Source organism: Amaricoccus macauensis (genome assembly GCF_014201905.1).
Lineage (GTDB): Bacteria > Pseudomonadota > Alphaproteobacteria > Rhodobacterales > Rhodobacteraceae > Amaricoccus > Amaricoccus macauensis.
In genome coordinates, this window is sequence record NZ_JACHFM010000005.1 from 236,630 (window position 1) to 251,232 (window position 14,603).

A 14,603-nucleotide genomic window follows, 5' to 3' on the forward strand; every position below is an offset into this window, starting at 1 on the left:
CCTCAGAGATCCATCAGCAGCCGGCGCGGATCCTCCAGCGCGTCCTTGACCCGAACGAGGAACGTGACCGCGCCCTTGCCGTCGACGATGCGGTGGTCGTAGCTCAGCGCGAGGTACATCATCGGCCGGGCGACGATCTGGCCCTTCACCACCATCGGCCGCTCCTGAATCTTGTGCATGCCGAGGATACCCGACTGCGGCGGATTGAGGATCGGCGAGGAGAGCAGCGAGCCGTAGACGCCGCCGTTCGAGATGGTGAACGTGCCGCCCTGCATCTCGGCCATGGAGAGCTTGCCGTCGCGGGCGCGGGCGCCGAGTTCCGAGATCTTCTTCTCGATCGCGGCGAACGACATCTGGTCCGCGTCGCGCACCACCGGAACCACGAGGCCCGAGGGCGTGCCGACGGCGACCCCCATGTGCACGAAGTTCTTGTAGACGACGTCGGTGCCGTCGATCTCGGCGTTGACCTCGGGGACTTCCTTCAGCGCATGGCAGCACGCCTTGGTGAAGAACGACATGAAGCCGAGCTTCACCCCATGCTTCTTCTCGAACTGGTCCTTGAACTCGTTCCGCAGGTCCATGATGCCGCTCATGTCCACCTCATTGTAGGTGGTGAGCATGGCGGCGTTGTTCTGGGCCTCCTTGAGGCGGCGCGCGATCGTCTGCCGCAGGCGGGTCATCTTCACCCGCTCCTCGCGGGCGGCATCCTCGGCGAGGACGGGCGCGCGGGGGATCGGCACGGCCTCGGCGGCGGGTGCCGGTTTGACCGGATTCGGCGCCTCGGACCGCAGGACGTCCTCCTTCATGATCCGCCCGTCACGGCCCGAACCCTGCACGCTGGCGGGGTCGATACCACGGTCGGCCATGAGCTTCTTCGCGGACGGCGCATCCTCGACGTCACGGCGGGTGGCATCGGCCGGCGCGGCAGCGGCGGCCGCGTTGCCGGCCTTCGCGACCTGAGCATTGCCGACGCCCCCGCCGATCCGGGCGAGCTTGCCACCGGCGGCGACGGTCGCACCCGCGTCGGCGTAGATTTCCGCCAGCGTTCCCGACGCGGGCGAGGGAACCTCGACGGAGACCTTGTCGGTTTCGAGCTCGCAGAGGATCTCGTCCTGATTGACGCTGTCGCCCACCTTCTTGAACCAGGTGGAGACGGTCGCCTCGGTCACGCTTTCGCCGAGGGTCGGGACGGCAACCTCGGTCGAGCTTTCGTTTGCCGGAGCCGATTCGACGCCCTCCGCGGCAGCACGGCCCGGCTTCTCCTCGGCCTTCGCCGCCTTGGGCGCGGACGCAGCGGCCTCAGCCTTCGCATCGGCGTTCTCGTCGATCGTGGCGAGGAGCGCGTCAACGCCCACAGTCTCGCCCTCCTTCGCGACGATCTCGGCAAGGACGCCGGCGGCGGTCGCGGGGACCTCCACCGTGACCTTGTCGGTCTCGAGTTCGCAGAGCATTTCGTCGACCTTCACGAGGTCGCCGACCTTCTTGAACCAGGTGGCCACCGTCGCTTCGGTGACACTCTCGCCGAGCGTGGGCACGCGGATGTCGGCCATTGTTCTATCGGTCCTTCTTCAGGCTGAGCGCAGCATCGACGAGGGAAGCCTGCTGCGCCTTGTGCTCGCGGGCGAGGCCCGTGGCAGGCGAGGCGGCGGCGGGACGGCCGGCATAGGTCGGCCGCTTGTGCTTGGCGTCGATCTTGTCGAGCACCCATTCGAGGTTCGGCTCCACGAAGCTCCAGGCACCCTGGTTCTTCGGCTCCTCCTGGCACCAGATGATCTGGGCTTGCTTGAAGCGCTGGAGTTCCTTCGTCAGCGACATGGCCGGGAACGGATAGAACTGTTCGAGACGCATCAGGTAGATGTCGTCGATCCCCCGGGCGTCACGCTCCTCGAGGAGGTCGTAGTAGACCTTGCCCGAGCAGAGGACGACACGCTTGATCTTCTCGTCCGGGACCAGCTTGGTCGCGGACAGCCCGTAGTCCGGTCCGAAATCGGCGTCGTCCCACAGCACCCGGTGGAAGCTCGTGCCCTTGGCGAAGTCCTTGAGCTTCGACACGGCAAGCTTGTGCCGCAGGAGCGACTTCGGGGTGAAGAGAACCAGCGGCTTGCGGAAGGTGCGGAACAGCTGCCGGCGCAGGATGTGGAAGTAGTTCGCCGGCGTGGTGACGTTCGCGACGATCCAGTTGTCCGATGCGCAGAGCTGAAGGAAGCGCTCCGGCCGCGCGGAGGAGTGCTCCGGGCCCTGACCCTCGTAGCCATGCGGCAGCAGCATCACGAGACCCGACATGCGCAGCCACTTCGCCTCGCCCGACGAGATGAACTGATCGATCATGATCTGGGCGCCGTTCACGAAGTCGCCGAACTGCGCCTCCCAGAGCACGAGTGCGTTCGGCTCGGCGAGGGAATAGCCGTACTCGTAGCCGAGCACCGCGTATTCGGAGAGCATCGAGTCGACGACCTCGTAGCTCGCCTGACCCGACTGGATGTGGTTGAGCGGCAGATAACGCTCCTCGGTCTCCTGGTCGATGATGCCCGAGTGACGCTGGCTGAAGGTACCGCGGGTCGAGTCCTGGCCGGAGAGCCGCACGGGATAGCCTTCGGCGAGCAGCGTGCCGAAGGCGAGCGCCTCCCCCGTTGCCCAGTCGATGCCGTCGCCGGTCTCGATCATCTGATGCTTGGCGTCGAGCATCCGCTGCACGGTCTTGTGCGGGTGGAAGCCGTCCGGCAGGCGGGTCAGCGCATCGCCAACCTTCTTCAGCTTCGAGATCTCGACGCCGGTCTTGCCGCGCTGGTAGCGGCCTTCGCGCTTGCCGAGTCCCGACCACCGGCCATCGAGCCAGTCCGCCTTGTTCGGGCGGAAGTCCTTTCCAGCCTCGAACTCCTCGTTCAGGTGCGACTGGAACGCTGCCTTCATGTCCTCGATCTCACCCTCGGGGATGAGGCCGTCGGCAACGAGGCGGTCGGTGTAGAGCTGCAAGGTGGTCTTGTGCGTCTTGATCAGCTTGTACATCAGCGGCTGGGTGAACATCGGCTCGTCACCCTCGTTGTGACCGAACCGCCGGTAGCAGAAGATGTCGATGACGACATCCTTGTGGAACTGCTGGCGGAACTCGGTCGCAACGCGAGCGGCGTGCACGACGGCCTCCGGGTCGTCGCCGTTCACGTGGAAGATCGGCGCCTCCACCATGAGCGCGATGTCGGTGGGGTAGGGCGACGAACGGGAATACTGCGGCGCCGTGGTGAAGCCGATCTGGTTGTTCACGACCACGTGGATCGTGCCGCCGGTCTTGTGGCCCTTGAGGCCGGAAAGGCCGAAGCACTCCGCCACGATCCCCTGTCCGGCGAAGGCCGCGTCGCCGTGCAGCAGGATCGGCAGCACCTTCGTGCGCTCCAGATCGCTCATCTGCGCCTGCTTGGCACGGACCTTTCCGAGCACGACCGGGTCCACCGCCTCGAGGTGCGAGGGGTTGGCGGTCAGCGACAGGTGGACGGTATTGCCGTCGAACTCACGGTCGGAAGAAGCGCCGAGGTGATACTTCACGTCACCGGAGCCCTCGACTTCCTCGGGCTTGTAGCTGCCGCCCTGGAACTCGTTGAAGATCGCGCGATAGGGCTTCGCGAGGACGTTCGCGAGCACGCTCAGGCGGCCGCGGTGCGGCATGCCGATGACGATCTCCTCGACGCCGAGCTGGCCGCCGCGCTTGATGATCTGCTCCATCGCCGGGATCAGCGCCTCGCCACCATCGAGGCCGAAGCGCTTGGTGCCGGTGTACTTCACCTGAAGGAACTTCTCGAAGCCCTCGGCCTCGACGAGCTTGTTCAGGATCGCCCGGCGGCCCTGACGAGTGAAGCTGATCTCCTTGCCGTAGCCCTCGATCCGCTCCTTGAGCCAGGCGGACTGCTCCGGGTCGGAGATATGCATGTACTGGAGCGCAAAGGTGCCGCAGTAGGTCCGCTTCACCATCGCGAGGATCTCGCGCAGGGACGCGGTCTCGAGGCCAAGCACGTTGTCGATGAAGATCGGCCGGTCGAGGTCTGCGTCAGTGAAGCCGTAGGTCTCGTAGCGAAGCTCGGGATGCGGCAGCTGCTCCTCGAGCTTCAGCGGGTCGAGGTCGGCCTCGAGGTGGCCGCGAATACGATAGGCCCGGATCAGCATCAGCGCGCGGAGCGAGTCGGTGACCGCCTGGCGCAACTGATTGTCGGAGATGGAGACGCCCTTCTCCTCGGCCTTGGCCTTGACCTTCTCGGCGATCTTTGCCGGCACCGGCCACTGTCCGTCGAGGGCGGCGGTGAGTTCGTCCGTGGGCTGCGGCGGCCAGTCGGCGCGGACCCAGCTCGGCCCTGCGGCGCCCTTCACCGCATCGCTGTCGGAATCGCCGAGACCCCGGAAGAACGCCTGCCACGCGGCGTCGACGCTATCGGGGTCGCGGGCATATCGGGCGTGAAGCTGCTCGATGTATTCCGCGTTCTGCATCTGCAGGAACGAGGAGGAGTGGAAGACCGTGTTCTGCGACTGATCGGTCATTCTGGATATCGCCGGGCCCGCGCCCGCTCCCTCAACCGGACCTTGTTGCGGTCCCCGTGAAGCCGCCGCGGACCGTTCCGCGACGGCACTTGTTGATCAGAGAGCCATTCGGCTTAGCGGCCGATGGCCTTCAGAACCGCCTGGCCGAGGCCCGCCGGGCTGTCGGCGACGACGATGCCCGCCGAGCGCATGGCCTCGATCTTGTCGTCGGCACCGCCCTTGCCGCCGGCGACGATGGCGCCGGCATGGCCCATGCGCCGCCCCGGAGGCGCGGTGCGGCCGGCGATGAAGCCCGCGGTCGGCTTCATGCGGCCCTTTTTCGCCTCGTCCTTGAGGAACTGCGCGGCGTCCTCTTCCGCCGAACCGCCGATCTCGCCGATCATGATGATCGACTCGGTCTCCGGGTCCGCGAGGAACCACTCGAGCACGTCGATGTGCTCGGTCCCCTTGATCGGGTCGCCGCCGATGCCGACGCAGGTGCTCTGGCCAAGGCCCGCGGCCGTCGTCTGGCCGACCGCCTCATAGGTAAGCGTGCCCGACCGGGACACAACCCCGACCGACCCGCGCTTGTGGATGTGGCCCGGCATGATGCCGATCTTGCAGGCGTCCGGCGTGATGACGCCCGGGCAGTTCGGCCCGATCAGGATCGACTTCGTGCCCTGAAGCGCGCGCTTCACCTTCATCATGTCGAGGACCGGGATGCCCTCGGTGATGCAGACGATGAGCGGGAGTTCCGCGTCGATCGCCTCGAGGATCGCGTCGGCCGCGAAGGGCGGCGGCACGTAGATCGCCGTTGCCGTCGCGCCGGTCCGCTCGACCGCCTCGGCGACCGTGTTGAAGACCGGCAGGCCGATGTGGCTCTCGCCGCCCTTTCCGGGGGTGACGCCGCCGACCATCTTGGTGCCGTAGGCGATGGCCTGCTCGCTGTGGAAGGTCCCCTGCGAGCCGGTGAAGCCCTGGGTGATGACCTTGGTGTTCTCGTCTACGAGGATCGCCATCTCAAATTACCCCTTCACCGCCTGCACGATCTTTTCGGCGGCGTCAGCCAGATCGTCGGCCGCGATCACCGCAAGGCCGGATTCATTCAGGATCTTCTTGCCGAGCTCGACGTTCGTGCCTTCCAGCCGGACGACGAGCGGCACCTGAAGACCCACCTCCTTCACCGCGGCGATGACGCCCTCGGCAATGATGTCGCAGCGCATGATCCCGCCGAAGATGTTGACGAGGATGCCCTTCACGTTGGGGTCGGAGGTGATGATCTTGAAGGCCTCGGTGACCTTCTCCTTGTTGGCGCCGCCGCCCACGTCGAGGAAGTTCGCGGGCTCCGCGCCGTAGAGCTTGATGATGTCCATGGTCGCCATGGCGAGGCCGGCGCCGTTCACCATGCAGCCGATCTCGCCTTCGAGCGCGATGTAGTTCAGGTCGAACTTCGAGGCGGCGAGCTCCTTGGGGTCTTCCTCGGTCTCGTCGCGGAGCGCGAGGATGTCCTTCTGGCGGTAGAGCGCGTTCGAGTCGAAGCCCATCTTGGCGTCGAGGCACTTCAGGTCGCCGTCGGTCGTCACGATGAGCGGGTTGATCTCAAGCATCTCGGCGTCCTTCTCGATGAAGAGCCGGTAGAGCTTGTTGATGAGATCGACGCACTGCTTCACCTGCTTGCCTTCGAGCCCGAGGGCGAAGGCGACGCGGCGGCCGTGGAAGCCGGAGATGCCGGAGGCCGGGTCGATGGTGAAGGTCAGGACCTTCTCGGGCGTCTTCGCCGCGACTTCCTCGATGTCCATGCCGCCCTCGGTGGAGCAGACGAACGCGATCCGGCTCGACACGCGGTCGATGAGCAGCGCGAGGTAGAGCTCGCGGGAGATGTCGGAGCCGTCCTCGATGTAGATGCGGTTCACCACCTTGCCGGCCGGGCCGCTCTGATGGGTGACGAGGGTACGGCCTAGCATCTTCTGGGCTTCCTCGGCGGCCTCGGCGACGGACTTCGTCACGCGCACGCCGCCCTTCTCGCCGGCGGAGGCTTCCTTGAACTTGCCCTTGCCGCGACCACCGGCGTGGATCTGCGACTTCACCACCCAGATCGGTCCGTCGAGTTCGCTCGCCGCCGACTTTGCCTCTTCGGCCTTGAGCACGATCCGGCCCTCACTGACCGGGGCACCGTATTGGCGGAGAAGCTGCTTGGCCTGGTATTCGTGGATGTTCATCTCGTCCCTCGGGCCTTTCTGTCTGCGCACCCCGTAGGCGGGGACTCCACGGTATGCAAACAGATTTCAAGCCCGCGGCGCAATGGTCGTGCAAAATCGACCAAGTGTGATCACAGCAAAAATGAGCGTGATCACAACCGGGATGAAACCTCGTTCCGGAAATCGTATGCGGGAGGAATCGCGATTGTGACAGACGACTCAGTATCGGGGGGAAAGTTGCTTACAACCGACACGATCATCACTCGCCCGATTCTCGACCGGACGCCGGCATGACGGTCGAAGCGGAGCGGCGTGTCGATCGGAGGCACGCCATCTGAACGTGCGGCCGTGGGCAACCGATTTCACGGGAGCCGCACAGGCAAAGTCTTCAGCGGCCGCCGCTCACGTCGAGAATCGCGCCCGACACGTAGGTGGAGGCGTCGGACAGCAACCATACGATCGCTTCGGCGACTTCCTGCGGCTCGGCGGCCCGGCCCAGCGGCATGGTGGCCCCGACGCGGGCGGCGCGGTCGGGCGTGCCGTTGCGGGCGTGAATATCGGTGGTCGTGGTTCCGGGGCGGACGGCGTTCACCCGGATGCCGGCTGGCCCGAGTTCCTTTGCGAGCCCGAGCGTCAGCGTATCGACGCCGCCTTTCGCCGCCGCGTAGTCGACGTATTCGTCAGGCGAGCCGACGCGCGACGCGACCGATGAGACAAGGACGAGCGAGCCGCCCCGCATCCGGCGCGCTGTCTCCCGGGCTGTCAGGAGCGCCCCGAGCAGGTTGACCTCGACGACCCGCCGCATCCGCTCGACGCTCATCTCCGCCAGCCGCAATGGCGGCGCGACGATGCCGGCATTGGCGACAACGCCGTGGAGCGGGCCGAATGCCGCCTCTGCCGCGTCGAAGACAGCGAGCGTGTCGGCCTCGAGCGCCACGTCACCGCGCACCGTGATCGCGCGGCCGCCCGCCTCCCGAACGGACGACGCCGTCGCCTCGGCGGCGACGGCGTCGTTGAGATAGTTCACGGTAACGTCCCAGCCACGTGCCCCGGCAAGCCGGCAAGCCGCGGCACCGATGCCGCGCGCCCCGCCAGTGACCAGGATATGCACCGGCCTCAGGCCAGCGTCGGGTCGATGCCCTTGCAGGCCTCGACAAGGCCCTTCACCGCGTCGACGGACTTGTCGAACGCCGTCTTGTCGTTGCGGTCGAGCTTGATCTCGATGATCTTCTCGACACCGCCGGCGCCGATGACGGTGGGCACGCCCACGTACATCCCCTTGAGTCCGTAGGCGCCGTCCACATGCGCCGCGCAGGGCAGGACGCGCTTCTGGTCCTTGAGGTAGGCCTCGGCCATCTCGATCGCGGAGGCGGCGGGCGCATAGAACGCCGAGCCGGTCTTCAGCAGGCCGACGATCTCGGCGCCACCGTCGCGGGTGCGCTGGATGATGGCGTCGAGCTTCTCCTGGGTGGTCCACCCCATCTCCACGAGATCGGGGAGCGGGATGCCGCCGACGGTGGAGTAACGCGAAAGCGGTACCATCGTGTCGCCGTGGCCGCCGAGCACGAAGGCGTTGACGTCCTTGACCGAGACGCCGAACTCCTCGGCGAGGAAATAGCGGAAGCGCCCGGAGTCGAGCACGCCCGCCATGCCGACCACCTTCTCCGCCGGCATGCCGGAGAACTGGCGCAGCGCCCAGACCATGGCGTCGAGCGGGTTGGTGATGCAGATGACGAAGGCGTCGGGGGCGTGCTTGGCAATGCCCTCGCCCACCGACTTCATGACCTTGAGGTTGATGCCGAGCAGGTCGTCGCGGCTCATGCCGGGCTTGCGGGGAACACCGGCGGTGACGATGCAGACGTCGGCACCGGCAATTGCCTCATAGGACGAGGTGCCGGTGACGCCGGCGTCGAACTTGCCGATGGGGCTCGATTCGGCGATGTCGAGCGCCTTGCCCTGGGGCACGCCGTCGACGATGTCGAAGAGCACCACGTCACCGAGCTCGCGCATGGCCGCGAGGTGCGCCAGCGTCCCGCCGATCTGTCCTGCTCCAATGAGCGCGATCTTCGGTCGTGCCATCTTCGTCTCTCTCCCGCTTGTTCCGGTGGAAAACTCGCCGAGTTGGCTAGACCCTCGGCAATGGGTTGGCAAGCGCGGAACGCTGCACTGCGGAAGGACCGACAGAAATCGTCTGCGGGAATGTTCGGCTACGTTGGAGTCCGCTTGCGGTCCTGAGTGAGTCTTGGCGCTTGGGTCGGAAACGACGCCACGCGCCGGCTGAACCGAAGCGCCGTTCGCCGGTGAGCTGATGCCTGACCGGACAGACCGGGCGCAGGCGGCAGTTCTCATTGATGTGCCGGGCGGGGAACGGGCGGGCGATCTGGCGGACGCGTATCAGACCGCGCTGGGCAAACGGGCCGACGTGGCGGTCGCGACTCGCGACGACGCTCGCCCGAGGTCGCGGAGACGCTCGCACGGCTCGGTTGAGGCCTCTACGGGCGATTCGCCTTTGACGAAATCGGCGGTCCGAAGCGGGCGCGGATGCGCTTGGCGATCTGGTCGCGGGTCTGGCGGAACGCATCGAGCTTGGCGGCGCGGTTCTCGCCGAGGCCGGTCGGATCGAAGGTGGGCCAGTATTCCACCTCGATCGCGTGCCAGCGGGTATATTCGAGCGCGGCGCGCTGTGCCGCCGGCGAGAGCGCGACGATCAGGTCGTAGCTGCCGATGCGGTCGCCCCATTCCTCCATGTCGTGGAAGCTTCGCACCCGGTGGCGATGCAGCTCGACGCCGATCTCCGCACAGACGGCGACCGCGAATCCGTCGATCTCGAGGTCGTTCTTCACCCCTGCCGACTGCACGTAGATCCGCATGCCATAGTTCTTCTTCATGATGCCCTCCGCCATCGGCGAGCGCACCGCGTTGTGATCACAACAGAAAAGTACTGACTGGGGGTTCTGGAGCACCCCGCCCCTACCCCTTGAAGTGCAGGACGCAGATCAGGGTGAAGAGCCGGCGTGCGGTCGCCATGTCCGTCTCCACCTTGCCGCTCAGCCGTTCGAGGAGCAGGCGGCTGCCCTCGTCGTGGATGCCGCGCCGCCCCATGTCGATCGCCTCGATCTGCGCCGGCGGAAGCCGTTTCACCGCGTCGAAGTAGCTCTCGCAGATCTGGAAGTAATCCTTCACCACCTGATTGAACGGCGTGAGCGAGAGATGCACCTCGCCCACGGGATCGCCGGGCTCGGTCGCCACCTCGAAGACCAGACGCCGCTCGCGGACGGCGAGCCGCAGGCGGTATGGTCCGGGCGGCACCGCCCGGCCCTCGCGGCCGGGAAGCCCGAACCGGTTGTCCTCGATGAGATCGAAGAGCGCCACCCGGCGCTCCTGCTCCACCTCTGGAGTGGGCGCCGGCAGGCCGGTCTCGTCGAGCGTGACCTCCATCAGCCGATCGGTGGCCGGAACGTCGTTCATTCTGCCGGCTCCGCGTTCAGGCGCTCAAGGCGCGCGGTGACCGAAAGACCGTGCGCCTCGAGCCCTTCGGAGGCGGCGAGGCAGGCGGCGGCGGGCCCGAGCGCGCGGAGCGACTCGGGGCTCATGCGGGCGACGGTCGTGCGTTTCATGAAATCGAGGACCGAGAGGCCGGAGGAGAAACGGGCGGAGCGGGCAGTCGGCAGCACGTGATTCGGCCCCCCCACGTAGTCGCCGATCGCTTCGGGCGTCAGGGCGCCAATGAAGATCGCGCCCGCGTGGCTGACCCGCTCCGCGAGCGCTTCCGCGTCGCTGGTGCAGATTTCCAGATGCTCCGGGGCGATTCGGTCGGCGATCTCCACCGCCTCGTCCCAGTTCGTGACGGTGATGATGGCGCCGAAATCGCGCCAGCTCGCGCCGGCGATCTCGCGCCGGGCCAGCGTCTCGAGGCGCGCCTCGACGGCGGCGGCGACGCGCTGGCCGAAACCGGCGTCGTCGGTAACGAGGATCGACTGCGCCGCGCTGTCGTGCTCGGCCTGCGCGAGGAGATCGAGCGCCAGCCAGTCCGGGTCGTTGTCCGCGTCGGCGATCACCAGCACCTCGGACGGCCCGGCGATCATGTCGATGCCGACCCGGCCAAAGACCCTGCGCTTGGCCGCCGCCACCCAGGCGTTGCCGGGGCCGGTGATCTTGTCGACCGGGGTGATCGTCGCGGTTCCATAGGCAAGGGCCGCAATCGCCTGCGCGCCGCCAATCCGCCAGATCCGATCCACACCCGCAAGGCGCGCCGCCAGCAGGACGAGGGGGTTCACGTCCCCGCGCGGCGTGGGCGCGCAGATCTCGATGCGCGGCACGCCCGCGACCCGCGCCGGGATCGCGTTCATCAGCACCGACGACGGATAGGAGGCAAGGCCGCCCGGGACATAGAGGCCGGCGGCCGAGACCGGGGTGAAGCGCCAGCCGAGTTCGGCCCCGGACGGGTCGGTCCAGCGTGCATCCGCCGGGCGCTGGCGCTCGTGGTAGACGCGGATCCGATCGGCCGCGAGCTCCAGAGCCGCGCGCTCGTCGGGGGGCACCTTTTCGATCGCGGCGTCGATCTCCGCCTCGGAGAAGGCCAGCGTCTCGGGGGTGAGGTCGAGCTTGTCGAAGCGCGCGGTGAGTTCGATCACCGCCGCGTCGCCACGCTCCACCACGTCTGCGATGATCCGGGCCACATCGGCGTCCACGTCGGCGTCGGCCTCGCGCTTCTGGGCCAGAAGAGCGGTGAAGCGGGCGCTGAAATCGGGATCGCTTGTGGCAAGGTACTGGGGCATCGCGGTGTCTCCTCGGCGGCGAGCCATAGCGGCTCGGCGCTTCCCGCTCAACTGTCCGTGAGGAAGCGGCGGAGCATCCCGGCCACGACCTCCGGCGCATCTTCATGCAAGTCGTGCCCCGCCCAGGCGAGGTTCAGCAGCCGCGCCCCGGGGATGCGGTCGGCGAGTGCCACGGTTTCGGCGCGCGTCGCGAAGGGATCACCGTCACCGCGCATCAGAAGGACGGGGCATCTGATCTCGCGCACGGACTCGCCCGGATAACCATCGGTGCCGGGGTCGAGCCAGAGACGGCGGATCTCCGCGATCAGCCGGGGAAAATCGGGCTCGGGGTTCGCCGCGTGATAGATCGCCCAGCTGTCGGGGAACTTGTCCTGACAGACTTCCGGGGTGATCCCGTCGAGAAGCCCCTCCACCGGGTCGTCCGGCAGGAGGCGCCAGGTCGCGCCGATGGTCGCGAGCCGCCGCAGGCCGGGCCAGCCCGCCGCCGCCAGCCGCAGGCCGGTGATGGCGCCATCGCTGTAGCCGAGGATCGTCACGCCCACGAGGCCGAGCGCGTCGCAGACCGCCATAACGTCGCTCGCAAGGCGCGCATAGCTGAGCGGTGCGCCCCCGAGCGTCGAGCCGCCGTGGCCCCGGCTGTCGAGGCCGATCAGGCGAGCGTGCGGCGCGAGGAACGGCGTCAGTGCGTCGAAGTCGTTGATGGTGCCGAGCCCGCCCGGCAGGAGCAGGACCGGCGGGCCGTCGGGTCGGCCGATCTCCTCCACCCAGAGGCGGGCGCCCCCCACCTCGACGTGGCGTCCCTCGGAATGGGTGAAGCGGTCCTTCATGCCCGGAGTGTCCGCCCTCAGCCTTCCGGGTGGCTCGGCGCCCGCCCGGAGGGCGCCTCGTAGGGCCGCGTCACGTCGGTCAGCGTCACATCGAGGCACTCGACATCGAGGGCGATCTCGCCATGGCCGGCAAAGATCAACCGCACCCGGCCGCTCGCATCCTCTCCCGGCTCGAAGACGATGGAGAGCAGGTCGAGGACGGTCGCCTTGTCAGCCGGATCCACGCCGTCGCTTCGCGCCGTGAGCACGTCGTCAAAGACCAGCAGCGTGCGCACCCGCTCGAACGGCCGCCCCTGCCGTCGCGCGTGATCGGCATCCTCCCAGCGGAAACGGTTCAGCAGCAGCGTGAAGCGGCGGCGGCGCCGCGCCCAGGCGATTTCGCCGGTCTCGGCCACCGCATCCTGCAGAAGCGCCGAGACGATGGCGAGATCATCGGGCGATTCGGCCTTCAGCCGGAGCGGCCGCTCGACACCATCCTCGAACCGGGCGTCCTCCGGCTGGGCGGCCCCGGCACCTTCGGGCAGCTTGCGCTCGCCGCTCATGCCGCCCGCTCGCTGATCCGCTCGATCGACGCGCCACAGGCGGAAAGCTTCTCCTCGACCCGCTCGTAGCCGCGATCGAGATGGTAGACGCGGGCAACCCGCGTCTCGCCCTCGGCAGCGAGGCCGGCGAGGATGAGGCTCACGCTGGCGCGGAGGTCGGTCGCCATGACCGGCGCGCCCTTCAGCTTCTCGACGCCGGTGACGGTCGCGGTGCCGCCATGGACATCGATGCGCGCCCCCATGCGAATCAGCTCCGGCGCGTGCATGAAGCGGTTCTCGAAGATCTTCTCCTCGAGGTGGCTCACCCCGTCGGCGAGGGTGAGCAGCGCCATCATCTGCGCCTGCAGGTCGGTCGGAAAGCCCGGGAACGGCTCGGTCGTCACGTCCACCGCGCCGACATGGCCGTTCATCCGGCGCACCTTCAGCCCGGAATTCGTGGCCGCGACCTCGATCCCCGCCTCCTCGAGCTTGTCGGCGAAGGCCGACACGAGATCCCGCCGACCGCCGACCAGCTCCACCTCACCGCCGGTGATCGCGGGGGCGAGCATGTAGGTGCCGAGTTCGATGCGATCGGCGACCACCGGATGCGTCGCGCCCGAAAGCCGGTCGACGCCACGGATCTCGATGGTGTTGGTGCCCTCGCCCTGAATTTGCGCGCCCATGCGGCGCAGGCACTGGGCAAGATCGACGATCTCGGGCTCCCGCGCGGCGTTCTTCAGGATCGTGGTGCCGCGCGCGAGGGTCGCGGCCATGAGCAGGTTCTCGGTGGCGCCCACCGAGACGAAGGGGAACTCGAACGTCGCGCCCTTCAGCCCACCGCTCGCCGTGGCGTGCACGTAACCCTCGCGCAGGTCGATGGTGGCGCCGAGCGCCTCGAGTCCGCGCAGGTGCAGATCCACCGGTCGCGCGCCGATGGCGCAGCCGCCGGGCAGCGACACGACCGCATGGCCGTCGCGCGCCAGCATCGGCCCGAGCACCAGGATCGACGCGCGCATCTTGCGCACGATCTCATAGTCGGCGCGGTGGTTGGTGATCGCCTCGGAGCCGATGACCAGCACCCGCCCCTGCTGCAGGCTCGCGACCTCGCAGCCGAGCGACTGCAGGAGCGCGGTCATGGTGCGGATGTCCGAGAGCCGTGGCGCGTTCGTCAGCGTCACCGGCTCATCGGTCAGAAGCGCCGCCGGCATCAGCGTCAGGCAGGCGTTCTTGGCGCCGGAAATCGGGATCGTGCCACTCAGGCGGCGACCGCCCCGCACGAGAATGCTGTCCATGCTCTGCCTCTCGTCATTCTTCCTGGGTCTCGTCCGCGACGTCGATTGCCGCTCGCGCCCGCCCCTGTGCCTTGCGCCGCGCCAGATTGGCCCGGAGCGCCGCCGCCAGCCGCTCGTCCCGGCTCGAGCCTGCCTTCGCCCGCCGGGGCTCGCTCGGGTCGGAGGGCACGGAAGGGATGTCGCCGGGGGCGCGGTTCTCACTCATCGGAGTTTTCTCTACCCGATGGCGGCGGTACGGTCCAGAATGCCCGTTGAAGCCGCCTCACGGCTCGGCTATGAGGCCCGGCATCGGGATTCGCTGCGGTAGCTCAGTGGTAGAGCACTCCCTTGGTAAGGGAGAGGTCGAGAGTTCAATCCTCTCTCGCAGCACCATCCCCGGAACCCCCGGACATCTTTACTTGCAGGAACGGCCCGCCCGCCGGGGGTCGGTGACCGCTGTTCCGAGTGCAGGCGGCCGCCGGGCGAGGGTCGGGCGAGCACCGACCAT

Annotated in this window: 13 protein-coding genes and 1 tRNA gene; 1 reads left to right on the forward strand and 13 read right to left on the reverse strand. The window is 67.8% G+C overall.

Annotation, left to right across the window (positions count from 1 at the left end):
* Window positions 1-2: 2 nt before the first annotated feature.
* From odhB to HNP73_RS20425, 13 genes are all read right to left on the reverse strand, one after another.
* Window positions 3-1,550: a 2-oxoglutarate dehydrogenase complex dihydrolipoyllysine-residue succinyltransferase gene (odhB, locus tag HNP73_RS20365; RefSeq protein WP_184154494.1), complete on the reverse strand. Its 1,548-nt coding sequence runs from the start codon at window positions 1,548-1,550 to the stop codon at window positions 3-5.
* A 4-nt stretch (window positions 1,551-1,554) separates the two neighbouring features.
* The gene (locus tag HNP73_RS20370; protein ID WP_184154497.1) at window positions 1,555-4,521 is read right to left on the reverse strand and encodes a 2-oxoglutarate dehydrogenase E1 component; all 2,967 of its coding nucleotides are present in this window, start codon (window positions 4,519-4,521) and stop codon (window positions 1,555-1,557) included.
* Between the two features lie 113 nt (window positions 4,522-4,634).
* Window positions 4,635-5,519: a succinate--CoA ligase subunit alpha gene (gene sucD / locus HNP73_RS20375; RefSeq protein ID WP_184154500.1), complete on the reverse strand. Its 885-nt coding sequence runs from the start codon at window positions 5,517-5,519 to the stop codon at window positions 4,635-4,637.
* 6 nt (window positions 5,520-5,525) lie between these two features.
* Window positions 5,526-6,719, reverse strand: a complete 1,194-nt coding sequence (gene sucC, locus HNP73_RS20380; RefSeq protein WP_184154503.1) for an ADP-forming succinate--CoA ligase subunit beta — start codon at window positions 6,717-6,719, stop codon at window positions 5,526-5,528.
* Between the two features lie 367 nt (window positions 6,720-7,086).
* On the reverse strand, window positions 7,087-7,809 hold the full coding sequence (locus tag HNP73_RS20385; protein WP_221288902.1) for an SDR family oxidoreductase: 723 nt from the start codon (window positions 7,807-7,809) through the stop codon (window positions 7,087-7,089).
* Between the two features lie 5 nt (window positions 7,810-7,814).
* Window positions 7,815-8,777, reverse strand: coding sequence for a malate dehydrogenase (mdh, locus tag HNP73_RS20390; protein ID WP_184154506.1), 963 nt, complete (start codon window positions 8,775-8,777; stop codon window positions 7,815-7,817).
* A gap of 413 nt (window positions 8,778-9,190) precedes the next feature.
* The gene (locus HNP73_RS20395; protein WP_184154509.1) at window positions 9,191-9,661 is read right to left on the reverse strand and encodes an arsenate reductase/protein-tyrosine-phosphatase family protein; all 471 of its coding nucleotides are present in this window, start codon (window positions 9,659-9,661) and stop codon (window positions 9,191-9,193) included.
* Between the two features lie 7 nt (window positions 9,662-9,668).
* Complete coding sequence (locus tag HNP73_RS20400) at window positions 9,669-10,166, reverse strand: UPF0262 family protein (protein ID WP_184154512.1); 498 nt, start codon at window positions 10,164-10,166, stop codon at window positions 9,669-9,671.
* Complete coding sequence (gene hisD, locus HNP73_RS20405) at window positions 10,163-11,476, reverse strand: histidinol dehydrogenase (protein ID WP_184154515.1); 1,314 nt, start codon at window positions 11,474-11,476, stop codon at window positions 10,163-10,165. Before hisD ends, HNP73_RS20400 begins: the two co-directional genes overlap by 4 nt.
* A gap of 47 nt (window positions 11,477-11,523) precedes the next feature.
* The gene (locus HNP73_RS20410; protein ID WP_184154518.1) at window positions 11,524-12,303 is read right to left on the reverse strand and encodes an alpha/beta fold hydrolase; all 780 of its coding nucleotides are present in this window, start codon (window positions 12,301-12,303) and stop codon (window positions 11,524-11,526) included.
* A gap of 17 nt (window positions 12,304-12,320) precedes the next feature.
* Window positions 12,321-12,845: a DUF2948 family protein gene (locus HNP73_RS20415; RefSeq protein WP_184154521.1), complete on the reverse strand. Its 525-nt coding sequence runs from the start codon at window positions 12,843-12,845 to the stop codon at window positions 12,321-12,323.
* Window positions 12,842-14,116, reverse strand: a complete 1,275-nt coding sequence (gene murA, locus HNP73_RS20420) for a UDP-N-acetylglucosamine 1-carboxyvinyltransferase (protein WP_184154524.1) — start codon at window positions 14,114-14,116, stop codon at window positions 12,842-12,844. Before murA ends, HNP73_RS20415 begins: the two co-directional genes overlap by 4 nt.
* Window positions 14,117-14,129: 13 nt before the next feature.
* A complete protein-coding gene (locus HNP73_RS20425) occupies window positions 14,130-14,321 on the reverse strand; it encodes a hypothetical protein (protein WP_184154702.1) in 192 nt (63 codons plus the stop codon).
* A gap of 92 nt (window positions 14,322-14,413) precedes the next feature.
* Between HNP73_RS20425 and HNP73_RS20430 the strand changes: the two genes are divergently transcribed.
* Window positions 14,414-14,488, forward strand: a tRNA-Thr gene (locus HNP73_RS20430).
* The last annotated feature ends 115 nt before the right edge of the window (window positions 14,489-14,603 follow it).

Coding starts and splice junctions, on each gene's coding strand:
- HNP73_RS20425 (WP_184154702.1), bottom strand. CDS start 14,321: ATGAGTGAGAACCGCGCCCCCGGCGACATCCCTTCCGTGCCCTCCGAC.
- HNP73_RS20410 (WP_184154518.1), bottom strand. CDS start 12,303: ATGAAGGACCGCTTCACCCATTCCGAGGGACGCCACGTCGAGGTGGGG.
- hisD (WP_184154515.1), bottom strand. CDS start 11,476: ATGCCCCAGTACCTTGCCACAAGCGATCCCGATTTCAGCGCCCGCTTC.
- odhB (WP_184154494.1), bottom strand. CDS start 1,550: ATGGCCGACATCCGCGTGCCCACGCTCGGCGAGAGTGTCACCGAAGCG.
- mdh (WP_184154506.1), bottom strand. CDS start 8,777: ATGGCACGACCGAAGATCGCGCTCATTGGAGCAGGACAGATCGGCGGG.
- sucD (WP_184154500.1), bottom strand. CDS start 5,519: ATGGCGATCCTCGTAGACGAGAACACCAAGGTCATCACCCAGGGCTTC.
- HNP73_RS20370 (WP_184154497.1), bottom strand. CDS start 4,521: ATGACCGATCAGTCGCAGAACACGGTCTTCCACTCCTCCTCGTTCCTG.
- sucC (WP_184154503.1), bottom strand. CDS start 6,719: ATGAACATCCACGAATACCAGGCCAAGCAGCTTCTCCGCCAATACGGT.
- HNP73_RS20400 (WP_184154512.1), bottom strand. CDS start 10,166: ATGAACGACGTTCCGGCCACCGATCGGCTGATGGAGGTCACGCTCGAC.
- HNP73_RS20415 (WP_184154521.1), bottom strand. CDS start 12,845: ATGAGCGGCGAGCGCAAGCTGCCCGAAGGTGCCGGGGCCGCCCAGCCG.
- murA (WP_184154524.1), bottom strand. CDS start 14,116: ATGGACAGCATTCTCGTGCGGGGCGGTCGCCGCCTGAGTGGCACGATC.